The 23,578-nt window shown below is 64.7% G+C and carries 21 protein-coding genes; 13 read left to right on the top strand and 8 right to left on the bottom strand.

The window, feature by feature from the left end; genetic code table 11:
* Positions 1–258: 258 nt before the first annotated feature.
* Both rpsA and IEX78_RS22560 read left to right on the top strand, forming a co-directional pair.
* Positions 259–1,731, top strand: a complete 1,473-nt coding sequence (gene rpsA, locus IEX78_RS22565) for a 30S ribosomal protein S1 (RefSeq protein ID WP_188831065.1) — start codon at positions 259–261, stop codon at positions 1,729–1,731.
* A gap of 124 nt (positions 1,732–1,855) precedes the next feature.
* Entirely contained in the window at positions 1,856–3,397 is a 1,542-nt protein-coding gene (locus tag IEX78_RS22560) for a phospholipase C (protein ID WP_188831064.1), read from the top strand.
* A 6-nt stretch (positions 3,398–3,403) separates the two neighbouring features.
* Here IEX78_RS22560 and IEX78_RS22555 read toward each other — a convergent pair whose 3' ends face one another.
* Positions 3,404–3,616 carry a hypothetical protein gene (locus IEX78_RS22555; protein WP_188831063.1) on the bottom strand — a complete coding sequence of 71 codons (213 nt, stop codon included), beginning with the start codon at positions 3,614–3,616 and terminating at the stop codon, positions 3,404–3,406.
* A 213-nt stretch (positions 3,617–3,829) separates the two neighbouring features.
* On the opposite strand from IEX78_RS22555, the gene coaE reads away from it, so the two are divergent.
* Together coaE and IEX78_RS22545 are read left to right on the top strand one after the other, a co-directional pair.
* Positions 3,830–5,023 carry a dephospho-CoA kinase gene (gene coaE / locus IEX78_RS22550; protein WP_188831062.1) on the top strand — a complete coding sequence of 398 codons (1,194 nt, stop codon included), beginning with the start codon at positions 3,830–3,832 and terminating at the stop codon, positions 5,021–5,023.
* A gap of 124 nt (positions 5,024–5,147) precedes the next feature.
* The gene (locus IEX78_RS22545) at positions 5,148–5,567 is read left to right on the top strand and encodes a hypothetical protein (RefSeq protein WP_229684246.1); all 420 of its coding nucleotides are present in this window, start codon (positions 5,148–5,150) and stop codon (positions 5,565–5,567) included.
* A gap of 56 nt (positions 5,568–5,623) precedes the next feature.
* On the opposite strand, the gene IEX78_RS22540 is transcribed toward IEX78_RS22545, so the two are convergent.
* The gene (locus tag IEX78_RS22540; RefSeq protein WP_188831060.1) at positions 5,624–6,151 is read right to left on the bottom strand and encodes a ribonuclease FAU-1 family protein; all 528 of its coding nucleotides are present in this window, start codon (positions 6,149–6,151) and stop codon (positions 5,624–5,626) included.
* A gap of 79 nt (positions 6,152–6,230) precedes the next feature.
* Between IEX78_RS22540 and uvrB the strand changes: the two genes are divergently transcribed.
* On the top strand, positions 6,231–8,417 hold the full coding sequence (gene uvrB, locus IEX78_RS22535; RefSeq protein ID WP_188831059.1) for an excinuclease ABC subunit UvrB: 2,187 nt from the start codon (positions 6,231–6,233) through the stop codon (positions 8,415–8,417).
* Positions 8,418–8,422: 5 nt separating this feature from the next.
* Here uvrB and IEX78_RS22530 read toward each other — a convergent pair whose 3' ends face one another.
* Positions 8,423–8,890, bottom strand: coding sequence for a VOC family protein (locus IEX78_RS22530; RefSeq protein ID WP_188831058.1), 468 nt, complete (start codon positions 8,888–8,890; stop codon positions 8,423–8,425).
* A gap of 53 nt (positions 8,891–8,943) precedes the next feature.
* Between IEX78_RS22530 and IEX78_RS22525 the strand changes: the two genes are divergently transcribed.
* On the top strand, positions 8,944–9,756 hold the full coding sequence (locus IEX78_RS22525) for an AraC family transcriptional regulator (protein ID WP_188831057.1): 813 nt from the start codon (positions 8,944–8,946) through the stop codon (positions 9,754–9,756).
* Between the two features lie 272 nt (positions 9,757–10,028).
* Positions 10,029–10,481, top strand: coding sequence for a universal stress protein (locus tag IEX78_RS22520; protein ID WP_188831056.1), 453 nt, complete (start codon positions 10,029–10,031; stop codon positions 10,479–10,481).
* A gap of 54 nt (positions 10,482–10,535) precedes the next feature.
* Here IEX78_RS22520 and IEX78_RS22515 read toward each other — a convergent pair whose 3' ends face one another.
* The 3 genes from IEX78_RS22515 to IEX78_RS22505 form a co-directional block, all read right to left on the bottom strand.
* Positions 10,536–12,809, bottom strand: coding sequence for a HelD family protein (locus tag IEX78_RS22515; protein WP_229684245.1), 2,274 nt, complete (start codon positions 12,807–12,809; stop codon positions 10,536–10,538).
* Between the two features lie 85 nt (positions 12,810–12,894).
* The gene (locus IEX78_RS22510; protein WP_188831055.1) at positions 12,895–14,211 is read right to left on the bottom strand and encodes a sensor domain-containing diguanylate cyclase; all 1,317 of its coding nucleotides are present in this window, start codon (positions 14,209–14,211) and stop codon (positions 12,895–12,897) included.
* 97 nt (positions 14,212–14,308) lie between these two features.
* Positions 14,309–16,216 carry a sensor histidine kinase gene (locus tag IEX78_RS22505; protein WP_188831134.1) on the bottom strand — a complete coding sequence of 636 codons (1,908 nt, stop codon included), beginning with the start codon at positions 16,214–16,216 and terminating at the stop codon, positions 14,309–14,311.
* Between the two features lie 154 nt (positions 16,217–16,370).
* On the opposite strand from IEX78_RS22505, the gene IEX78_RS22500 reads away from it, so the two are divergent.
* Positions 16,371–17,150: a sigma 54 modulation/S30EA ribosomal C-terminal domain-containing protein gene (locus IEX78_RS22500; RefSeq protein ID WP_188831054.1), complete on the top strand. Its 780-nt coding sequence runs from the start codon at positions 16,371–16,373 to the stop codon at positions 17,148–17,150.
* 6 nt (positions 17,151–17,156) lie between these two features.
* Here IEX78_RS22500 and IEX78_RS22495 read toward each other — a convergent pair whose 3' ends face one another.
* Positions 17,157–17,789 (bottom strand): response regulator transcription factor, encoded by a 633-nt coding sequence (locus tag IEX78_RS22495; RefSeq protein WP_188831053.1) that lies wholly within the window; start codon positions 17,787–17,789, stop codon positions 17,157–17,159.
* 214 nt (positions 17,790–18,003) lie between these two features.
* Between IEX78_RS22495 and uvrA the strand changes: the two genes are divergently transcribed.
* Together uvrA and IEX78_RS24570 are read left to right on the top strand one after the other, a co-directional pair.
* On the top strand, positions 18,004–20,994 hold the full coding sequence (uvrA, locus tag IEX78_RS22490) for an excinuclease ABC subunit UvrA (RefSeq protein WP_188831052.1): 2,991 nt from the start codon (positions 18,004–18,006) through the stop codon (positions 20,992–20,994).
* A 264-nt stretch (positions 20,995–21,258) separates the two neighbouring features.
* A complete protein-coding gene (locus tag IEX78_RS24570; protein ID WP_268240925.1) occupies positions 21,259–21,384 on the top strand; it encodes a hypothetical protein in 126 nt (41 codons plus the stop codon).
* 89 nt (positions 21,385–21,473) lie between these two features.
* On the opposite strand, the gene IEX78_RS22485 is transcribed toward IEX78_RS24570, so the two are convergent.
* Positions 21,474–21,815, bottom strand: coding sequence for a DUF1844 domain-containing protein (locus IEX78_RS22485; RefSeq protein WP_188831051.1), 342 nt, complete (start codon positions 21,813–21,815; stop codon positions 21,474–21,476).
* Positions 21,816–22,221: 406 nt separating this feature from the next.
* Between IEX78_RS22485 and infC the strand changes: the two genes are divergently transcribed.
* The 3 genes from infC (at position 22,222) to rplT (ending at position 23,575) form a co-directional block, all read left to right on the top strand.
* Positions 22,222–22,881 (top strand): translation initiation factor IF-3, encoded by a 660-nt coding sequence (gene infC, locus IEX78_RS22480; protein WP_188831133.1) that lies wholly within the window; start codon positions 22,222–22,224, stop codon positions 22,879–22,881.
* A gap of 32 nt (positions 22,882–22,913) precedes the next feature.
* Complete coding sequence (gene rpmI / locus IEX78_RS22475) at positions 22,914–23,111, top strand: 50S ribosomal protein L35 (RefSeq protein WP_188831050.1); 198 nt, start codon at positions 22,914–22,916, stop codon at positions 23,109–23,111.
* A 74-nt stretch (positions 23,112–23,185) separates the two neighbouring features.
* Positions 23,186–23,575 (top strand): 50S ribosomal protein L20, encoded by a 390-nt coding sequence (rplT, locus tag IEX78_RS22470; RefSeq protein WP_188831049.1) that lies wholly within the window; start codon positions 23,186–23,188, stop codon positions 23,573–23,575.
* Positions 23,576–23,578: the final 3 nt, after the last annotated feature.

Raw genomic sequence — 23,578 nt, 5'->3', positions numbered from 1 at the left:
GGCGAGGGGGTGGTTTGCCCGGTGCCCGCGACGTCGCGTAGGGTGATGCACGCGAGTGTCTTCGATGGTGGTGTGTGCCTCGGTACGTGCACAGTATCTGATTCCGAAGCGCCCGTGCTGGGTTTTGTGCAGCAGCGAGTTGGGCTTGTCGTGCGATACTTCTCGTATTCCTTGTTCGCCTTGCCGCGGTGATCACGCAGCGTACCGAAAGTTCCAATGTCCGCAACCGACCACAATCCGTCCGGAGCAAACCCACATATGCCCACCACCGTCACCTCGCCGCAGGTAGCCATCAACGACATTGGCTCCGCCGAGGATTTCCTGGCCGCAATCGACGCGACGATCAAGTACTTCAACGATGGTGACATCGTCGAAGGCACCATCGTCAAGGTCGATCGTGACGAGGTCCTGCTCGACATCGGTTACAAGACCGAAGGCGTCATCCCCTCCCGCGAGCTCTCCATCAAGCACGACGTCGACCCCAACGAGGTCGTTTCCGTGGGCGACGCGGTCGAGGCCCTGGTTCTCACCAAGGAGGACAAGGAAGGCCGCCTGATCCTGTCGAAGAAGCGGGCGCAGTACGAGCGCGCGTGGGGCACGATCGAGGAGCTCAAGGAGAAGGACGAGGCCGTCAAGGGCACCGTCATCGAGGTCGTCAAGGGCGGCCTGATCCTCGACATCGGCCTCCGTGGCTTCCTGCCCGCCTCGCTCGTCGAGATGCGTCGTGTTCGCGACCTCCAGCCGTACGTCGGCAAGGAGATCGAGGCCAAGATCATCGAGCTCGACAAGAACCGCAACAACGTGGTTCTGTCGCGTCGCGCCTGGCTTGAGCAGACCCAGTCCGAGGTCCGCAGCGAGTTCCTCCACCAGCTCCAGAAGGGCCAGGTCCGCAAGGGCGTCGTGTCCTCCATCGTCAACTTCGGCGCCTTCGTCGATCTTGGCGGCGTCGACGGCCTCGTGCACGTCTCCGAGCTGTCGTGGAAGCACATCGACCACCCGTCCGAGGTTGTCGAGGTTGGCAACGAGGTCACCGTCGAGGTTCTCGACGTCGATCTCGACCGCGAGCGCGTTTCGCTGTCGCTCAAGGCCACCCAGGAAGACCCGTGGCGTCAGTTCGCCCGCACCCACGCGATCGGTCAGATCGTGCCCGGTAAGGTCACCAAGCTCGTTCCGTTCGGTGCGTTCGTTCGCGTCGAAGAGGGCATCGAGGGCCTCGTGCACATCTCCGAGCTGGCCGAGCGCCACGTCGAGGTCCCGGACCAGGTTGTTGCCGTTGGCGACGACGCGATGGTCAAGGTCATCGACATCGACCTCGAGCGTCGTCGTATCTCGCTGTCGCTGAAGCAGGCGAACGAGGATTACCACGCCGAGTTCGACCCGTCGAAGTACGGCATGGCCGACAGCTACGACGAAGCGGGCAACTACATCTTCCCCGAGGGCTTCGATCCCGAGACCAACGAATGGCTTGAGGGTTCGGACAAGGTCCGCGAAGAGTGGGAAGGCCGCTACGCCGAGGCCGAGCGTCGCCACAAGATGCACACCGCTCAGATGGAGAAGATGGCGGCCGACGCCGCTGCCGAAGCTGCCGCTGGCGGCCCTGCTTCGGGCAACTACTCCTCGGAGTCGGGTGCCGCGCAGGCCACCTCCGGCCCTGCCGAGTCGGCTGGCGGTTCGCTCGCGTCCGACGCGCAGCTCGCCGCTCTGCGGGAGAAGCTCTCCGGCAACGCCTGATCTCAGGTAACGCGTTAACCGAAGGCCCTGGTCTCCTTGAGACCGGGGCCTTCGGCCTTTTCGCACTGCGGTAATCTCTGCGGCGATCGCTCCATCCCACTCTCGGGAAAGGTGCTATACCGCAATGAGTTCTGGTCCTTTCGCCGGTCTCAACCGGCGGCAATTCTTGGCTAAGGCGATGGCGGCGGGCGCGGTTGGCACGCTGGCGAGCTGGGCCAACCCGATCATCGACCGCGCGTTCGCCGCTGACCCTGCGGGCATGGGCGGCCTCGGCGACATCGAACACTTCGTTTTGCTGATGCAGGAGAACCGAAGTTTCGACCATTACTTCGGAACCTATTCTGGCGTAAGGGGTTTCGGCGAAGCATCGGCTTCGTGGCAGCAGTGGGGTTGGTCGCCGGGGGTGGGCCCGACCGCCGACGGATTCGTCGAACCGTTCCGTCTCGACACCACCGCTGGCGCGACGCTCGACGGCGAATGCATCAACGACCCCGACCATTCCTGGCCCGGAATGCACAAGGCGCTCAACGGCGGTCGCAATGACGGCTGGATGCCGATGTCGATCGCCTCAGTTGGGCCGGCGAACGCGCCCGCCGCGATGGGGTACTACCTGCCGCAAGACATTCCGATTCACACCACGCTCGCCGAAGCGTTCACGTTGTGCGACAACTACCACTGCTCGGTAATCGGGCCGACCGACCCGAACCGGCTCTACTGGATGAGCGCGACCATCGACCCCGACGGTCACCACGGCGGCCCACTCGTCGAAACCCCCACGCTCATCCCGAAAAACGTTTACAGCTGGCGCACCTACCCGGAAAACCTGTCCGAAGCGGGCGTGAGCTGGAAGATCTACTCCAACCGCGACGTTGGCCCGGTGTCATCGATGGTGCTCGACGGCATGATGGGCTGCTTCAAACAGGCATCTGACCCGAATTCCGAATTGGCAAGGCGCGGAATCGATCCGGTGTATCCGCAGGACTTCCAAACCGACGTCGCCAATGGCACGCTGCCCAAGGTGTCGTGGGTTGTCCCGTCGCTGTTCAACTGCGAACATCCCGCTCTCCCAGCGGCTTTCGGCGCACTCGGCATCGTCGGTTTACTCGACATTCTCACGTCGAATCCGGCGGTGTGGGAAAAGACCGCGCTGATCATTTCCTACGACGAGAACGGCGGATTCTTCGACCACGTCAGCCCGCCGGTCGCGCCGCCAGGGACGCCGGGGGAGTACCTGACCGTTCCGCTCAACACCGTGCCTGCCGCCGGCGGCATCGCTGGACCCATCGGGCTTGGGTATCGCGTTCCCGCGATTGTGGTTTCGCCGTATAGCCGGGGCGGGCTCGTCGCTTCGCAGACCTTCGATCACACGTCGCAGTTGCGCCTGCTCGAAACGCGGTTTGGGGTCGACGTGCCGAACCTGACGAAGTGGCGACGCGGCGTCACGGGCGACATGACGTCGACGTTCGATTTCGCCGCCCCGCCGAACGCCGCGAAACCGGTGCTTGGCGACCCGCAACCCAAGGTCGACGCGGCAATCGCACAGTGCGGCATCAATATCGCGGCGGGCAGTCTCGGCAATGGCGCGCCCTATCCGGTGCCGCCGAATTCGATGCCGACGCAGCAGCCGGGAACGCGGCGTGCGCCAAGCGGATTGGTCGGGGTTTAAGCGGCGTTAAGTGGCACGGGCGGGCGCCCAGCTGATCGTCGCCATCGACGGTCGCTTGCGCATGGTGGTGAGACTATGCCGAGCTGGGCGCAGCAACGTGGCGAACCAGAATCGCCTACGGGCGGCGAATACCGCTGCGACACCGGGCAATTCGCGGCAATGGACAAGACCGGCCGTGCCGACGCGGTGGCGAGCCGTAGTGCGCTGCGTCTTGCTCATGGTCGAATCCTTCGCCTCGCCGCCGGGATAATTCCCGGCCGACGTTACTTCACGTGACGCCGACCACAGCGGATTTGCTGTGGTCGGTGCACACGCGTGTCGGAAGGATGTTGGCGTGTCCGTGGATTAGCCTGAAATATTGCGAAATGACAACGACGCGGTCACGGGTGCGTCGCTAGGTGTCAGGCGGGGCGGGGTGCGAGACTGGGCCTCATGTTGCGGATCGGCCTCACCGGAGGCATGGGAGCGGGTAAGTCGACGGTGGCGCGAGTCCTGGTCGAACAGGGTGCGGTGCTGGTGGATTCGGATGCCATCGCCCGCGAGGTGGTCGCGCCGGGCACGCCCGGACTCGCCGCGCTCGTCGAAGCGTTCGGCGACGGAATTCTCGCCGACGACGGCAGCCTCGATCGACCGAAACTCGCGGCTATCGCCTTTTCCGACGACGCTCAACGCGCGAAACTCAACGCCATCACCCACCCGCTCGTCGGGGCGCGCACAGCCGAGCTGATCGCCGCCGCGCCCGCGAATGCGATTGTGGTGCAAGACATTCCGCTGCTCGTCGAGAACGGCCTCGCGCCGCTGATGCAGTTAGTGCTCGTGGTGAGTGCCGACGTCGAAACTCGCCTGAAGCGGCTCATCGAACACCGTGGCGTTGACGAAGCCGATGCCCGCGCGCGCATCGCCGCCCAAGCGACCGACGAGCAGCGGCACGCGGTCGCTGACGTGTGGCTCGACAACAACGGTGCACCCGAGGTCGTTGAGGAGCAGGTCCGCCAGCTGTGGACCGACCGACTCGTTCCCTTCGAACGCAATCTGCGCGAAGGGGTGCGCCCACCGCGCAGGAATCGGCTTGTCCTCGCCGACCCGGAATGGCCAGCTCAGGCGCGACGGATTATCGCTCGGCTGCACGTCGCCTGCGGTGCGTCGGCCCTGCGCATCGACCACATCGGGTCGACGGCGGTGCCCGGTCTCCCCGCGAAGAACATCATCGATATTCAGGTGACCGTCGCCGATATGGACACCGCCGAATCCCTGTCCGCCGCGCTCGCCGCAGCGGGTTTCCCGCTTGACGCATCGGTCACGCACGACAGTCCGAAGCCAACCCCCGGCGACCCCTCGGGTGCCGACTACTCGCGCTGGCGCAAACGACTCCATGTCAGCGCTGACCCGGGTCGTCCCGCGAATATCCATGTGCGCGTTCAGGATTCGCCCGGTCAGCGCTATGCCCTCGATATGCGCGACTGGTTGCGTGCCGACGAGAGCGCGCGTAACCAGTACCTGGCGCTCAAGTCCGAGGCCGAGGCGTCGACGGGTCAGGACCCCGACACCTACGCCGCGGTGAAGGAACCCTGGTTCGACGCGGTGTATCCGGTCGTCGCCGAATGGGCCGCTGCGCAGCGCGCGTAACCCCGAGACCATTCTGTTAAACATGAATGTTTCATTACCGCCTGCGCGATGGCCTGACCTGGGTACATTGTGGCGAGTCACGACCAGGTGACTCGATCACAGGGAAGTTATAGCGCGAATGGCAATGAATCTGCGTACGTTTGGCCGGGCTGGTTTTGGTGTTGGCACCGTTGGCGCGGTCGCGGTGAGCTTGGTGCTCGCGGCCCCGCAGGCGTCGGCTTGGGTTGGCAACCTCAATGTCGCCGGTAGCGACCACAAGGTTGGCTGCTCCTACAAGCTCACCGCGTCGGTCGAGGTCGACCGCCTGACCTCGGTGAAGTTCACCGACAACGGCGTCGACATCCCGGGCAGCCCGGTTTCGCCGTCGCTGCTGTCGGGCACCGTCTCGATTACGTGGAAGCCGACCACCGCGGGCTCGCACAAGCTGGAAGCGCGTCAGCTGCTGATCGGAGACTCGATCAACGTCACCGTCGGCGAAGCGGCTGCCACCGGCAGCGCGGGGTGCGGCGGCGGCCTCGGCGGGCTGCTTTCGGGTTCGGCATAACGGCTTAGGCCTTCATCCGGCCGTCTAGCCGCTTCGGCTAGGCGGTCGTTTGTCGTTTATCGCCAGGTCAGCGTCATGTTTTTGGACGCGAGCCACGCGTCGATGGAGTAGCCGTTCGCCGCGATGCCATCGATGGCGTTCGTCGCTGTTTCGATGGCCGCCTGTACTTCGGTGGCGTCGAGCAAGCCGGTTGAGTGCGCGACGAGCAGCTCGTCGATATCGATAAGCCGCACATCACGGCCGGTGCGTTCGAGCACGTCAAGGTAATGATCGACCGCGCGCCACAGCGTTGGCGTTTCGCGAGTGAAGGTACCGATGTCGATGTAGATGTCTTGCAGCCGCTCGACGCCGGGGTTGAAGTAGAGCTTCGACGCCCGCAACGACAGGTCGGGCAGCAGCCACGACTCGATGTAGTGGAAGTGGGGATGGTCGGAATGGCGGCCCATGTACAGCCCCCACGGCTCTTCCCGATACACCTCGACTTCGCGCACGAACCCCTTGGGGTCGGTGTTGGTCATCGCCGCGGTGTCGAAAAGCTCGACCTTGGGTGGGTGAATGTGCACGGCTGATGCGGGCTGCGTCATGGTCGCAGAATCTACCGTCATGCGGGGGCGTCGCGCTCGGCACCGAAACTTGTCGGTGGTCGCGCCTAAGCTTGTTTCCATGGCATTCGCAACCGAAATCCCGGCGGAAGGGTTTGAGGATCGGGGGCACCCGATCGCCCATTCCGAGCACCGACCCGTCGGTGATATCGAACGCGGCGGCGTCCCGTTCGAGGTCATCAGCGAGCACAAACCAGCTGGCGACCAGCCTGCTGCCATCGCCGAGCTTGAGCGGCGCATCAACGCGGGCGAGAAAGATGTGGTCCTGCTTGGTGCCACCGGTACCGGCAAGTCGGCAACAACCGCGTGGCTCATCGAGCGGCTGCAACGGCCCACTCTCGTGCTCGCGCCGAATAAGACGCTGGCCGCGCAGTTGGCCAACGAGCTGCGCGAGATGCTGCCCAACAACGCCGTCGAGTACTTCGTCTCGTACTACGACTACTACCAGCCTGAGGCCTACGTCGCCCAGACTGATACTTATATCGAGAAAGACAGCTCGATCAACGACGATGTCGAGCGGCTTCGGCATGCGGCAACGTCGTCGCTGCTGTCGCGTCGCGATGTGGTTGTTGTCGCGTCGGTGTCGTGCATCTTCGGTCTCGGCACGCCGCAGTCGTATTTGGATCGCTCGATTCGCCTTGATGTGGGCAGCGAGGTCGACCGCGACGCGTTCCTTCGCCTGCTCGTCGACGTGCAATACACCCGCAACGACGTCGCGTTCACGCGCGGCTCATTCCGGGTGCGCGGCGATACGGTCGAGATCATTCCGTCTTATGAGGAACTCGCGCTCCGCATCGAGTTCTTCGGCGACGAGATCGAGGCGCTGTATTACCTGCACCCGCTCACCGGCGATGTCATCCGCAAGGTCGACAATCTGCGCATCTTCCCGGCCACGCATTACGTTGCCGACGCTGAGCGCATGGAACGCGCGGTCGCCGATATCCAAACCGAGCTTGCTGAGCGCCTTGAAGAACTTGAGGGGCAGGGCAAACTGCTTGAGGCGCAACGACTTCGGATGCGCACCGAGTACGACCTTGAGATGATTCGTCAGGTTGGGTTCTGCTCGGGCATCGAGAACTATTCGCGCCACATCGACGGGCGGGCCGCCGGGTCGGCACCGGCCACGCTCATCGACTACTTCCCCGAAGACTTCCTGCTCGTTGTCGACGAGTCGCATGTCACCGTTCCCCAGATCGGGGGCATGTACGAGGGCGATATGTCGCGCAAGCGCAACCTGGTCGAGTACGGGTTCCGGTTGCCGTCGGCGGTCGATAACCGGCCGCTCACCTGGGAAGAGTTCGCCGAGCGCATCGGTCAGGCGGTGTACCTGTCGGCAACGCCGGGGCCGTATGAGCTTGGCCAGGTCGGCGGTGAGGTGGTTGAGCAGGTCATTCGCCCGACCGGTCTGGTCGACCCGAAGGTGGTCGTGAAGCCGACGAAGGGTCAGATCGACGACCTCGTCCATGAGATCCGCGAGCGCAGCGAGAAGGACGAGCGCGTCCTTGTCACCACGCTCACGAAGAAGATGGCCGAGGATCTCACCGATTACCTGCTCGGCCTTGGCATCAAGGTGCGCTATCTGCACTCCGAAATCGACACGCTGCGTCGCGTTGAGTTGTTGCGCCAGCTGCGCGCCGGCGAGTACGACGTCCTCGTCGGCATCAACCTGCTGCGTGAGGGCCTCGACCTGCCAGAGGTATCGCTTGTCGCGATTCTCGACGCCGACAAGGAAGGCTTCCTGCGGTCAAGCACCAGTTTGATCCAGACCATCGGCCGCGCGGCCCGCAACGTGTCCGGCGAAGTGCATATGTACGCCGACAAGATCACCGACTCGATGCGTCACGCTATTGACGAGACCGATCGTCGTCGCGCGAAACAGGTTGCCTACAACGAAGAGCGCGGCATCGACCCGCAGCCGTTGCGTAAGAAGATCGCCGACATCCTCGACACGGTGTACCGCGAAGCCGAAGATGCTGTCGCCGTTGGTGGTTCGGGCCGCAACACCAGTCGCGGTCGGCGTGCGCAAGGCGAGCCGGGTGGTCGTTCGGTCAGCATGGGCCTGCACGAAGCCGACCGCGACGTGAAGGCCATGCCGCGCGCCGAATTGGCCGACCTCGTCGCCAAACTCACCGAACAAATGATGAACGCCGCCCGCGAATTGCAGTTCGAACTGGCGGGCCGTTTGCGCGACGAGATCGCCGACCTCAAGAAGGAGCTACGCGGAATGGACGCGGCTGGCGTCGAGTAGGCGGGCTAGCTCTGCTCGGCCATCCATGCCTGGACGCGTCGGTCGGCCTCTTCGCGCGAGATGTCTTCGACGCGGGTGAGGACGGCCCAGCGATGCCCGAACGGGTCGATCACCACGCCGAAGCGGTCGCCGGTTACAAACGTGGCCGGTTCTTCGGCAGTGCGTGCGCCGTTGGCCTTCGCGCGGGCGATCACGGCGTCGGCATCAGGGCAGTAGTGCACGATCGAGGTATGCAGGGTTTCGCCTGGCGCGGCGAGGTTGTTGGCGGGGATCGGCATGCCGAGCTGCACGGTCGAGTCGCCAATCAACAGTTCGGCGTGGGCGGGTTGGCCGTCAGGCAGGTCGGCCCGGCTCAGCACTTTCGCGCCAAAAACCTCGGTGTAGAAGTCGATGGCGGCGTTGCCGTCGGGTACGACGAGAAAACACGTGATGGAGTGGTAGCCGTCGGGAATCGGGGAGAGGGTTTCGCTCATGTGTTCGATCCTGCTAGTGCCGAGATGGCCCGTCTTGGAAGAAAGCGACAGCGGTGAGATTTGATCCGGCCAGCGACAAAGGCATCCTGCATGCGCGGGTGCAGGCCGAGCATCGCTCGCTCGCACGATTGCCAGTTGGGGAAGCGCTCGCCGACGTCGTGAGCTGGTATTGGATCGTGCGCTGGGACTTGCGTGGGCGGCCCGCTTATCACGCCGAAGTGCTTTCCTATCCGTGCGTGAACATCACCTTCGAGCAAACATCAACGCGCACAGGGGCTTTCGTCAATGGCGTCACGACGCGGAAGTATGTGCGTGAGCTCAGCGACGTGGGGGAGACGTTCGGCATCCTGTTCCGACCCGGTGGTTTTGGCGCGTTCACCGGCGTCGATGTGGGGTCGTTGCGTGACACCCACGCGCCGCTTGCCGATGTCGTGCCGGGCGCTGAAAGACTGGCGGAAGCGGTTGCGGCCGAATCCGACGACGGCCGTAGGTGCGACCTCGTTGAAGAATTTTTCGCCGGACGGTCTCGGGTCGTCGATCCGCACTACGCGCTTGTTTCGGCGATCGTCCGCGCGATGGCCGACGATCCCGAGCTCACCCGCGTCGACCAAGTCACCGAAGCGTTCGACGTGCCCGTGCGCACGATGCAGCGCCTGTTTCGGCGGTACGTTGGGGCCGGGCCGAAATGGGTGCTGCGCCGGTTTCGACTCCAAGACGCGACCGACCGCCTCGCGCGCGACGCGACGCCCGACTTAGCCGCGCTCGCCTTCGACCTCGGCTACTTCGACCAAGCGCACTTCACGCGTGAGTTCACGAGGGAAATCGGGTGTGCGCCTGCCGAGTACGCGCGAAGGGCGCGCGGCTGAGGCGATGCGGCCACCGTCCGCCAGTAGATGTGAGTCAGATCCCAACGCGGCGAACGCATCTCTAATGTTGTGATCGGCCACAGTTTGTCGGCCGCGAGGTGGGATTGCCCCAGTACCAGGGCGTTCGGGTGCTTCGCTCACCTCAACACTCACGATGTGATCTGTTGCAATTTCTGATAAATCCGCCGGTTTTGCCGCTAGGGTCGAGCCAATTGCCGCGTTGACGCTCGATTCCCGGGTGCTCGATGCCGCACCGACTAGTTGGAGGAGAGATGACCGCCTACCGGACCATTGTCGTCGGTACCGACGGCTCGGATTCGTCGTACGTCGCGGTGGAGAAGGCCGCGGCGCTCGCCGGGGACGCGGACGCAACCCTCGTGTTGGCGTGCGCGTACTACCCGACCGATGATCGCGATGTCGCTGCCGCCGCCGATGTGCTCAAGGACGAGGCCTACCAGGTGCGTGGCTCCGCGCCAACCACCGAGATCCTGCACACCGCGAAGGAGCGGGCGATCGCCGCTGGCGCGAAGAACATCGTGGAGCGCCCGATCGTTGGCGAGCCGGTCGAGTCGCTGTTGCAGCTCGTCGTTGACGTCGACGCCGACCTGCTCGTCGTCGGTAACCGTGGGCTCAACACGCTCACCGGCCGTCTGCTCGGCTCGGTGCCGTCGGACGTGGCGCGCAAGTCGCGTTCGGACGTGCTGATCGTGCACACGGTGCGCTAACACCGCACTCGCGAAAAGACCTCGGAGCCACCAGGTTCCGAGGTCTTTTCCGTCCTATGCCAGTGCCGACAGCACCTCAGGCAGCGGCTCGCTGTGGACCACAGCGAGGTGCTGGGTCGCACGCGTGAGCGCCACGTACAGGTCGTTGAGGCCACGCGGCGATTCGGCGATAACCTCTTGCGGCTCAACGAGATACACGCGGTCGAATTCCAGGCCCTTGGCATCGTGGGTCGTGAGCACGCTCACCGACTCACCCGCCAGCGGCGTGAGCTGTTCAATGAGGGCGGCGGGCGCGAGTACCGCGCTCGTACCGGGGCCCTGCTGTTCTTCGACCAGTTTGGCGACTTCATCGCGCAGCTTGTCGGCCGAAACCTGGTGTGCTCGTGGCACATTCCCGGTTTCCCGCACTGAACGCGGCGCTTCCGCCGACGGGTCGATCGCCTTGAGTACGTCGGCGGCGATGGCCATGATCTCGGCGGGCGTGCGGTAGTTCACCGACAGCTCGGTGCGCTTCCACCGCTTCGCGACATACGGCTCGAGCACGTCCTGCCACGACGACGTGCCCGCCGGGTCGCCCGTCTGGGCGACGTCGCCAACAACGGTGATCCAGCGATTCGGGATGCGCCGCATCACCATTCGCCATGCCATCTCCGAAAGTTCTTGCGCCTCATCGATAATCACGTGCCCGTAGGTCCACGTGCGGTCGCCTGCCGCGCGTTCCGCAGTGGTCTGGCGGGTGCCGAACTGCTGACGTTGCGCGAGTTGCGACGCGTCAATGAGGTCGTATGCCATCAGGATTTCCGGGTCGAGTTCGTCCTCGATGTCCTGTGGCGCTGAGCCGGTGAGGATGTCGAGGGCATCCTGGGCTTCGGCGAGTTGCGCACGCCACCGGCGACGGGCCCGCTCGCGTTCCTCGGAATCGTCAACGCCGAGCAGTTCGGCGAGCTCATCGAGCAGGGGAGCGTCGGCGGCGGAGAAGGTGCCGTCGTCGGAACGGACAAGTTCGGCGCGTTCTTCGGCACTCAGCGAACTCGCCGCCCGATCGAGAGCGGCCGGGTCGGCGAGGAGGTCAGCGAGTACGTCCTGCGGCGACAGGATCGGCCACAGGTTGCTGATCGCGGCCTGGACGTGCGGGTCGGCGCGCATCTCATCGCTGATTTCGGTGAGGTCGGCTTGGGAGAGCAGGCTTTTGCCGCCCGACAGGTCGGCACCCATTGTCGCCGCGATCTGTTCGGTGAGCGCTTCGATCACCGACGACGCGAAGATCGGTCGCGCGAGGTTATGCGGACGCCGCGACGAGCGCGCCCGCCCACGCGCACGGGTCGCGATTTTGCGATCGAGGCGCATCGGATAACCGTCGAAGGTGAGCTCGACCGGCGTCGACGGGACCGCTTGCCGGTCGCGCACCGCCTGCTTGAGCACCTCGATCATCCGCAGCGAACCCTTGACCTCGCCCGCGCGCAGGGTGTCTTCGCGGACCGCTTTCACGCCGGGGTAGAGGTCGCCGATGGTCGACAGCAGCACGCCCGTCTCGCCGAGCGACGGCAAAACCTGGCCGATGTAGTCGAGGAACGTGGCGTTCGGGCCAATGATGAGCACACCGCTCTTGGCGAGTTGTTGGCGATAGGTGTAGAGCAGGTAGGCCGCGCGATGCAGTGCCACGGCCGTTTTGCCCGTGCCCGGCCCCCCTTGGACGACGAGGACGCTCTTGTGTTCGGAGCGAATGATCGCGTCCTGCTCGCTTTGAATCGTCTCGACGATGTCGTTCATGTGCCCGGTGCGGGCGGCATTGAGCGCGGTGAGCAGCGCGGATTCGCCGCCAACGCCGTCGTCGGACCCGGTCGCGCCTTCGCGTCGCGCGGTGTCGAGGTCGAGGAATTCGTCGTTGATCGCGGTGACCGCCCGATTGCGCGAGCGGATGTGGCGCCGACGGGTCACGTCTTCGGGGTTCGCGGTGGTCGCGAGGTAGAACGGGCGCGCGAGCGGCGCTCGCCAGTCGAGCAACAGCGGCTCGTAGTCGTTGTCCTCGTCGAGGATGCCGAGGCGACCGATGTAGCGCGTCTCTGGAGTCTCGCCGTCAAGATCGATGCGACCGAAGCACAGGCCGTGTTCGGCGGCGTCGTATTTCGACAGGTCCTCGCTGTAAAGCTGAGTGAACGACTCGCGCTCAGACCGGGCCTGCGGGGTGCCGCCGGTGTCGAGCAGCACCGTTTTGAGCCGATTCCGCGCGTAATCGCGCATCCCGTCGAGCCGGTCGTACAGCAGCGACAGGCGCTCTTGCTCGGTTTCGATCTCGCGGCTACGCGCGTGAGCGAGGCGGTCGGGCAAAACAGGACTCCTTGTCACCGCGGTGAGAACTCAAGTTGTCGAGTCTACTCGTCAGCGAACACGGGCTGGAAATGTTCACGGCCGATTACGGCGTCGCAGCTCGGCGGATGCCGCCCTCGCGGTGCTGCGGTTTGTTGCGGTACATCGCCAGGTCGGCGGCGTGTAGGACCGCTTCGGCCGAACGGTCTTCGCCTGGGCCCAATTCGGCGACGCCGATCGAGCCCGTGACTTCCAAGCGGTGGCCGTGGGCGAAAACCGGTTCGCCGATCGTCGCGCGCAAGCGTTCGACGACAGCGGGCACGTCTTCGACATCGGGGTGACCAGCGAGCAGCACGAGAAATTCGTCGCCGCCGAGGCGGCCAACGAGGTCCTCAGTGCGTAGTGACTCTTGTAGGCGCTTCGCGATTTCGCGCAGAACCAGGTCGCCAACCGCGTGGCCGAGGGTGTCGTTGATGATCTTGAAACCGTCGAGGTCGATGAATAGGACCGTCGCGATGCCGCGCCCACCATCGTCGGCCAGCGCCGCGTCCAATTCCGACAGGACGAGCGACCGGTTCGCCAACCCCGTCAGGGCGTCGTGGGTCGCCTGATATTCCAACTGCTTGCGGTTCGACCGATGCTCAGTGACGTCAGCGAACGACGAAACGCCCGCCGAACTGCCGCTGTCGGGGTGCAGCAATCGGCAATTGCACGCCAGCCACGCGATGGACTCATCCGGGCGAACCACGCCGAAAACGTAACTGGTGACTGGCTCGCCGCTCGCGAGCGTATGAGCCATCGGATGCTGTCCGGCGCGCAGCGGTTCACCGTCGAGGTTGACCATCGTGACGGGCAGGTCGTCCATGTGGCGGCCAAGCACCTGCCCCGCGTCCGTGAGCCCAAGAATCCGCACGCCGGCCGGGTTCAGCGACTCAAGTCGCCCCGACTGATCGACGACAAGCACGCCCTCTTCAAGCTGGTCAACGACCGAGCTGAAGAACGCTTCCGCCCGCGTGACCGCCGCCTCGGCCGCCCGCTGCGCGGAAAGATCACGGAGAACAACCTGGTAGGCGAACTCGCCTTGCCATTCGGTGAGCACCGAAACCGACTCGACCGGCACAGTTCGGCCGTCGAGCCCAACCAGGTCCATCTCGGTTGGCTTGGTCGCGATGCCGCTCTGGGTCAGTCCGGCGATGCGTTCCACCATCGCGTCGACCGAGCCGGGGTGCACGAATGTCGTGATACTGAGGCCGAGCAGGTCGCGCTCGGAGCGCGCACCGAGTAAACGAACGAGCGCGGGGTTGGCTAAGACGATCGTGCCGCCCACATGCACACAGATCGCGTCGGGCGAGTGCTCGATGAGTAACCGATAGCGTCGCGCCAGCTGCTCGGCGGTCGCCTCGTCGTCGCGTCTCGCGCTCACCGCACTACCCCCGATCTCGGCCTGGCAGGGACATCTGCTCGGGATTCTGGTGGCCAACGGGAGTCGGCACCGTTTCGATTCTAGGTGCCAGCCCGGCTCAGTCGCTCTCGCCCGAATCCAGCGGGCCGCCGGCTAGGGCATATCCGCTGCCGAGGGCGATCGATGGCGCGGCTGGCTCGCGCGGCGGACAGCCCAGGTCATACGGCGTTGTCGACACGACCGGGATTGCTCCCGTCGCGCTCGCGACGTCGGGGGGGAGCGGCACCGCCCAGCGCAAGCAGGTGCCTGGATGGTCTTCGTCGTCGGCGCGTTCGGCGGGGCCGATGAAAAATGACCCGCCCAACTCCTGGGCGCGCTGCTCCAAGTTGTTCAGCCCGCTGCGAATGACGTGGTTGGGGATGCCCCAGCCGTTGTCGCACACCGAAATCACCAGGTCGTTGGCGACTTCGACCATAATCGCGACATTGTCGGCACCGGAGTGCCGCACCGCGTTCGAAACCGCTTCGCGGACGACGGCTTCCGCGTGGTCGGCCAGCGCGGCATCGACCACCGAAAGTGGGCCGGAGACCTGAATGGTCGCCCGTAACGCGATATCGGCGGTCTGGCGACGAATCGCCAGCTCAAGGCGTTGCTGCAGCCCGACATCGCTACCCGCGCCGCTGGCGTGCAGGTCGAAAATCGAGCCGCGGATCTCTTGGACCACCTCTTGCAGGTCCATGATCGTTGTCGAAAGTCGTTGCCGCACTTCGGGCACCACCGCTTTAGGCAGTGTGGCCTGAACAGTGAGACCGATCGCGAACAGGCGTTGAATCACGTGGTCGTGCAGGTCGCGGGCGATGCGGTCGCGGTCGGCGACGATGTCGAGTTCTCGCACGCGACGTTGCGCGTCGGCGAGGCGGACCGCGAGCGCGGCCTGGTCGCAAAACGCGGCGGTGAGGTCGAGCATCTCGTCGGAATAGGGCGCGAAACCGGGCGGCCGAATGGTGACGAGCACGCCAAGCGTGGCGTCGGGGGTGCAGAGTGGAAGCACCAAAGCTGGCCCAGCACCGGGCAATTCGTCGGTGGTCGGCAAATCGACGCCAAGGTCGATCTTGGACGCGTCGTCGAAACGTAGGGGAGTACGACGGCTAAACGCGTCGCCCAACGCGGTGCCCGCGATCGGGACCGTCTGCCAATCCTGGCCAGCATCCGGGCCCGTCCACTGCGTGATGACGAGTTCGCTGACCTCGCCCGGCGCCTCGTCGGGAACCGGCACCGAAGCGAGAAACGCCTGGTAGGAGCCGGTAAGCCCGCGTGCGTGGTCGACCACATGCGCGAGCACGCGATCGGATTCGGTGCCCGCCAAGAACTCCGTCGCGATATCGCGCGTCGCCTCGATCCACGCCTGCCGCGTGCGTGCCTGCTCATAGAGAATCGCGTTGTCGACGGCGATGCCAGCGGCGGCGGCGAGCGCCATGACCAGCGCCTCATCTTCTTCGCTGAACGGTTGCCCGTCGGATTTCTCGGTGAGATAGAGGCTGCCAAAAACTGTGTCGCGGATACGAACCGGCACCCCGAGGAAGCTGTGCATCGGCGGATGACCGGGCGGGAACCCTTCGAAGGTGGCGTGGGCGGTGAGATCGTCAAGGCGTAGCGCCGCGCCCTTATCCGAAATCACCGCGCCCAAAACGCCATGTCCCTCAGGATCGCCCAAAATTTGCGCGCGCTCTTGCTCGGACAGGCCCTCGTCAATGAGCTGTCCGACATGCTGATTGTGCCCGCGCACCGCGAGCGCCCCATACCGCGCGTTGACCAGATCCATCCCGGTGCGCACGATGGTGCGCAGCGTCTCGTCAAGGTCTAGACCTGCGGTAATGGTGAGCATGGCCTCAACAAGACCGTCCATGCGCGCACGCGAACCGATGATCGATTCCACCCGATCCGACACTTCCCCCAGCAGCGAACGCAACTGGTGCTGCGAACGCGCATGGGCCACCGGATGCCTGGCGTCGGCCGCCTCTCGCATCTGTTCGCCCACCGCAAAGTCCTTCTCGCCGTTCCGCCTTGGGACCTGACCTTAGAAAGTCTAGTCCGCACTGAGGACTTTCGGCCCTTCACTGCCAGACCGTTGAGTGGTGGCATAGGGCACCAGGAAAAGGGATCGAGAAGTGGGGCAAGAGATGAATTCGTTGTCGATGACCCAACACTGGACGACCGCGGCCGACCCTGAGCTGGCCGTGACGACCCGTGGCGAAGTGCCTGCCCAAGACGTCACCCGCGCCGTACGCGCGATTACTCGCGTCATGCGCCGCCATCACCTCGACAGTCCAGCTCGGGTGCGCGTCACCGCGCCGTACGGTCACGACGAACCCACGTTGGTACAGGCCAACATTCGTACCCACGACACCCTGACCCGCGTCCAGGTCACCGGCCCGGGCGGCTTCGCGGTCACCTTCGCCGCCGAGCGGCTAGACCGCCAGCTCGCCCGTCGCGCTGGCAAGGAATCGCGTGGCGCGTGGCCCGATCCGGCCCGTCGTCCGCTCGCGCGCGTCACCGAGACTCGCTCGATCATTCGCCGCAAAGACTGCTCGCTGATGACCGGAACGCCGCTGGAAGCGTCGACCGTGCTCGACGCGATGGATTACGACGCGTACCTGTTCATCGACGCCGACACCGGCGAAGACGCCATCGTCACCTGGGCCGACCCGCACGGCGTCAACCTGGCTCGTCAGCGCCACACGCGCGCGGCTGGCGGCACCGCCGACCTGCCGTTGACCGCCAGCGCGATGCCGGTGAGCGTGGTTCAAGACGCCGCGCCGGTGCTCGCCGAAGATGAGGCATCCGACCTGCTGTGCAAGGGCGGGCTGGCCTACCTGTTCTTCACCGATTCCCACACCGGGCGCGGCAACCTGCTCTACCGCCGCTACGACGGCGACCTCACGATCGTCGTCCCCAGCTGAATCACCTTACGGCTCAAGCAGTTTCGAGGCCATGACCGCCGCCTGCGTGCGGCGTTCCACCCCCAGTTTCGCCAGCAGGCGCGACACGTAGTTCTTCACCGTCTTCTCCGCGAGGAACATGCGCGCGGCGATTTGGCGGTTGGTCAGGCCTTCGCCGAGCAGTTCGAGCAGGCGACGTTCCTGGTCGGTCAAGCCCGCTAGCGCGCCCGTCGGTTCGGCGCTTCGCCGCAGCCGGGCGCGCAGGGCGTCGGCAGCGCGGGTATCGAGCAGCGAGTGCCCAGCCCCCACCTGTTTGATCGCGTCGGCCAGTTTCATGCCGTCGATGTTTTTCACCACGTAGCCGCTCGCGCCAGCAAGGATGGCGTCGAGCATCGCGTGCTCGTCGGAAAACGACGTCAGGATCAGACAGTGCAGGTCGTCGAATTCGGCCAGCAGATTGCGGCACAGCTCGATGCCGTTGCCGTCGGGTAGTCGCACGTCGAGTACCGCCACGTCGGGGCGGGCTTCGCGAATCCGCGTCATCGCCTCGGCGACGCCGCCGGCTTGGCCGATCACGGTGAGTTCCGGGTCACCTTCCAACAGGTCGATCAACCCGCGTCGCACGATCTCGTGGTCATCGACCAGAAACACCTCGAGCACGCCCGACTCCTTCATCATGCACTCCCGTTCTTGCCCCCGTAATGGTCCAACATAATCGGCAAACGCCGCCCACACGTGCGAACGCGGGCCAGGCGAACGCGCGATCGCCGTTTCTGTCGGTGGGTCCACCTAGCATTGATCACGGGGACTTTTTGGCTTGGCGAAAAACCGGGGGATCGATACAGCGCTAGACGAATGAGAAGGGAATGACCTGGTGGCCGAACACCTGACTGTGCGCGGAGCACGGGAACACAATCTCAAAGGGGTGGACCTGGATCTACCGCGCGACAGCCTCATCGTGTTCACGGGTCTGTCCGGGTCCGGCAAGTCGAGTTTGGCGTTCGACACCATCTTCGCCGAAGGTCAGCGTCGCTACGTCGAGTCGCTGTCCGCGTACGCCCGGCAGTTCCTTGGGCAGATGGATAAGCCCGATGTCGACTTCATCGAGGGCCTGTCGCCCGCGGTGTCGATCGACCAGAAGTCGACCAACCGCAACCCGCGGTCAACCGTCGGCACTATTACCGAGGTTTACGACTACCTGCGCCTGCTTTACGCGCGCGCGGGCACCCCGCGCTGCCCCGCGTGTGGCGAGCTCATCGCCAAGCAGAGCCCGCAGCAGATCGTCGACCAGGTGCTCGCGATGGACGAGGGCCTCAAGTTCCAGGTACTCGCGCCGGTGGTCCGCACGCGTAAGGGCGAGTTTGTCGACCTATTCGACCAGCTCAAGACCCAGGGTTATTCGCGTGTGCGTGTCGATGGCGTTGTGTACCCGCTGTCCGAGCCGCCGAAGCTCAAGAAGCAGGAAAAGCACGAGATCGAGGTGGTTGTCGACCGCCTTTCGGTGAAGCCGTCGTCGAAGCAGCGCCTCACCGACTCCATCGAAACCGCGCTCGGCCTCGCCGACGGCATTGTCGTGCTCGATTTCGTCGATCGCGACGAGCACGCGCACGACCGCGAACGCCGCTTCTCCGAACGCCTCGCGTGCCCCAACGGGCACCCCCTCGACATCGAAGACCTTGAGCCACGGTCGTTTTCGTTCAACTCGCCCTACGGCGCGTGCCCCGATTGCACGGGCCTCGGCATCCGCAAGGAGGTCGACCCCGACCTTGTTGTGCCCGACCCCGACCTGAGCTTGGCCGAAGGCGCCATCGCCCCGTGGGCGCGCGGTATGACCGCCGAGTACTTCCAGCGCTTGCTGTCGGGTTTGGCGACCAACCTTGGCTTCAGCATGGACACGCCGTGGCGCGAATTGCCGAGCAAGATTCGCAAGGCAGTGCTTGAGGGCAGCTCCGAGCAGGTGCACGTCTCCTACACCAACCGCTACGGCCGAAAGCGTTCGTACTACGCCGATTTCGAAGGCGTCATGCCGTTCCTGCATCGCCGACTCGACAACACCGAGTCCGAGCAGATGAAGGAACATTACGACGGCTACATGCGCGACGTACCGTGCCCGGCCTGTCAGGGTGCGCGGTTGCGCCCCGAGATTCTGTCGGTCACGCTCGCGGGCGGCGAAGACGAGCACAAGTCCATCGCCGAGGTCAGCGAACTGTCGATTGGTGAGGCGTCGGCGTTCCTCGACTCGCTCGTGCTCGGTGAGCGCCAAGCCGCCATCGCCACGCAGGTCATCAAGGAAATCCAAGCGCGCCTTGGCTTTTTGCTCGACGTTGGCCTTGAGTACCTCACGCTGTCGCGTGGGGCGGGCACCCTGTCGGGCGGCGAAGCGCAGCGCATTCGCCTTGCCACCCAGATCGGTTCGGGCCTCGTTGGCGTGCTCTATGTCCTCGACGAACCGTCGATTGGGTTGCACCAGCGCGATAACCGTCGCCTCATCGAAACTCTGGTGCGGCTAAAGGATTTGGGCAACACGCTCATCGTCGTCGAACACGATGAAGACACCATTCGGGCATCGGACTGGGTTGTCGATATCGGTCCGCTCGCGGGCGAGCACGGTGGTCGCGTTGTGCACAGCGGCACCTACGCCGACCTGCTCACCGAACCCGAATCCCTCACTGGCGCATATCTTTCCGGCCGCGAACAGATCGAAGTGCCGTTGGTCCGTCGCCCCATCGACAAGCGTCGCAAGATCACCGTTGTTGGCGCGACCGAGCACAACCTCACCGGCATCGACGTCGCGTTCCCGCTTGGCGTGCTCACCTCGGTCACCGGCGTTTCGGGCTCGGGCAAGTCCACGCTCGTCAACGACATCCTCGCCACCGTGCTCGCCAACAAGCTCAACGGCGCGCGTCAGGTGCCGGGGCGTCATCAGCGCGTCAATGGTGTCGACCAGCTCGACAAGCTCGTCCAGGTCGACCAGTCGCCCATCGGTCGTACCCCGCGGTCGAACCCGGCCACCTACACGGGCGTGTTCGACAAGATCCGCACCCTGTTCGCGTCGACGACCGAGGCGAAGGTGCGCGGCTACCAGCCGGGTCGCTTCTCGTTCAACGTCAAGGGCGGTCGCTGCGAGGCATGTTCGGGCGACGGCACGCTCAAGATCGAAATGAACTTCCTGCCGGACGTGTACGTGCCGTGCGAGGTGTGCCAGGGCGCGCGCTATAACCGCGAGACCCTTGAGGTGCATTACAAGGGCAAGACCATCGCCGAGGTGCTCGATATGTCGATCGAGGAGGCTGCCGAATTCTTCAAGCCGGTCACCTCGATTCACCGCTACTTGGCCACGTTGGTCGAGGTCGGCCTCGGTTATGTGCGGCTCGGCCAAAGCGCGCCCACGCTGTCCGGTGGTGAAGCGCAGCGCGTGAAACTGGCCGCCGAACTGCAAAAGCGTTCGACCGGTCGCACGGTGTACATTCTCGACGAGCCGACAACTGGCCTGCACTTCGAAGACATTCGCAAGCTGCTCAAGGTCATCAACGGGCTCGTCGACAAGGGCAACACCGTCATCACCATCGAGCACAACCTCGATGTCATCAAGACCTCGGACTGGGTCATCGACATGGGCCCAGAAGGCGGTTCGGGCGGCGGCATGCTCGTTGCCCAAGGCACGCCCGAGGATGTCGCCGCCGTGCCAGGCAGCTACACCGGGCAGTTCCTCAAGGAGGTGCTCGCACCGCCCGCACCGCCGACCCCGGCGAAAAAGGCGGCGCGGAAGGCACCCGCGAAGAAGGCGGCGAGCCCCGCTAAGAAGGCACCGAGCGAGTCGGCGGCGGCTAAGCGGCTATCGCGGAAGGCGGCCGCGCTGCGGTGAGGTAGTGAGTAGACGGGGATCACTTCGCGGAGTTCTCGAAAACCCCGCGAAGTGAAATACGCGTATGTAGCATTCGGCTGCACCGCTTCCGGACGCGGTGCAGTTCGAAAGGAACATTCTGATGGACGAAGCCACAATGGGCCTCATCACCACCGTGCTCGGCTTTCTCGCGGGTGGCTCTTCGCTCGCGTACACCCCGACCCAGCCCACGCCCGCACCCGTGCCCGCGGTCTGACGCGCTCTCGGATCGAAAGGAATACTCACATGGATACCGGTAGCGCCGCTCTGCTCACCGCTCTCGCGAACATGATCTCCAACGGCTCATCGCTTGCCGTTAACCCCGGCGGCACCATCCCCGCGCCGGCTCCCGCGCCTGTCCCCGCGGTCTGACGTTAGCTTGCTCGGGCCACACTGCGGCCCGGAAGAAAAATGATCCGCCGACGCACTCGCGTCGGCGGATCATTCGCGTTAACGGCTGCTTAGTAAACCGGGCCCGTGTACTTCTCGCCCGGGCCAGCGCCCGGCGCGTCCGGCGTTGACGATGCCTCGCGGAACGCGCGCTGCAACGCCTGCAAGCCCTCGCGGATCGGGCCAGCGTGCGGGCCGAGGTACTCCACCGACGCGGTGACCAAGCCGGCGAGCGCGGTGATCACGCGACGCGCTTCGTCGAGGTCGACGTTCTCGCCCGAGCCGGGATTCTCCCCAGCGAGGCCAAGCTTTTCCGCCGCGGAACTCATCAGCATCACCGCGGCCCGGCTGATCACCTCGACAGCGGGGATGTCGGCAAGGTCGCGCACGGGGGGTTCGAGCTCGTCAGTCATGATGATCAGGCTATCGGCAGCAACCTCGCGCGCCCGCGCACCCGGCCGATTCGGTAATAGCGCGATGCGATGCTAGACTGATTGCTGACGACCGCCCCTGGTCGTGCGCCGGTTTGTTGCGGTCTTGATCTGGGGGCAGATAAGTGGAGCCCGACTCCCACCGTTACCAACGAGCAATCGGCTGGTTTAACGGTACCGGTCACCAGCCCTTGCGGCAGGTTTCTCCGCACGTTCGCGTGTAGAGAGTCGATTACCGAACCCGGCACGGGTTCAGCGAGGTATTCGGCGATCGGTCGACTCGGGCCCCGTTGCGGAGAAATTCGCACCGGGGCTTTCGTGTTGAAGAAGGGGTTGCAGTTATTGCTCGCGGTCGTCTGACGACGAACCGCTTGACCTAGGAGGCCCCATCAGCACTGAGACCCGCATCAACGATCGCATTCGTGTTCCCGAGGTTCGGCTTATCGGACCCGGCGGCGAACAGGTTGGGATCGTGCGTGTTGAAGATGCACTACGCGTCGCGCTCGAAGCCGATCTCGACCTGGTCGAGGTTGCACCCGATGCCCGTCCGCCGGTCTGCAAGATCATGGACTACGGCAAGTTCAAGTACGAGACGGCGCAGAAGGCGCGCGAGTCCCGGAAGAACCAGGTCCAGACCGTGATCAAGGAGCAGAAGCTCCGTCCGAAGATCGACGACCACGACTACGAGACCAAGAAGCGCAACGTTGTTCGCTTCCTCGAAGCTGGTTCCAAGGTCAAGGTCACGATCATGTTCCGTGGTCGTGAGCAGTCGCGGCCCGAACTCGGCTTCCGGTTGCTTCAGCGTCTGGGCTCCGACGTCGCCGATCTCGGCTTCGTTGAGACCTCGGCCAAGCAGGACGGCCGCAACATGACCATGGTCCTCGCTCCCCACAAGGGTGCGAAGACTCGGGTGAAGGCCCAGCAGGACTCGGCTCCTTCGGCGCGTCAGCAGCCGTTGCCGACCGGTCCGGCTAGCGCCGAACCCGCTGCGCTTGTCGACGACGCGGCGGCTGCCACCGAGCAGCCCGCACCGAGCGACCCGCAGTAACGACAAGTTTCACCGACTAGATAGAGGAAGCCATGCCGAAGAACAAGACCCACAGCGGCGCCAAGAAGCGATTCAAGGTGACCGGTTCGGGCAAGCTGCTTCGCGAGCAGGCGAACCGTCGCCACCTCCTGGAGCACAAGTCCTCGCGTCGCACCCGTCGCCTGGAAGGCACGGAATCCGTTGCCTCCGTCGACGCCCCGCGCGTGAAGCGACTGCTCGGTCTCGCCTGAGATCGCGGCACCAAGACTTTTCCGAACTTGGGCGCTGGCCTAGCCGCGCCCCCAGATGATCAAGGACTACTCAAGTGGCACGCGTCAAAAGGGCTGTCAACGCTCAGAAGAAGCGCCGTTCCGTTCTCGAAGCTTCGAAGGGCTACCGGGGTCAGCGTTCGCGCCTGTACCGCAAGGCCAAGGAGCAGCAGCTTCACTCGCTTACCTACGCCTACCGCGACCGCAAGGCGCGCAAGGGTGACTTCCGTAAGCTGTGGATCGCTCGTATCAACGCCGCCGCGCGTCTGAACGACATCACCTACAACCGCTTCATCCAGGGCCTCAAGGCCGCTGGCGTCGAGGTCGACCGCAAGATCCTCGCTGAGCTTGCCGTCTCCGACGCTGAGGCGTTCGCCGGCCTGGTCGCCGTGGCCAAGGCCGCGCTGCCCGCCGATGTCAACGCTCCGGCTGCCCAGGCTGCCTGATAG

The sequence above is a fragment of the Nocardia camponoti genome (genome assembly GCF_014646135.1).
GTDB lineage: Bacteria > Actinomycetota > Actinomycetes > Mycobacteriales > Mycobacteriaceae > Nocardia > Nocardia camponoti.
The sequence above is the reverse complement of the archived record's forward strand: the minus strand, read 5'-3'. Positions and strand labels throughout refer to the sequence as shown.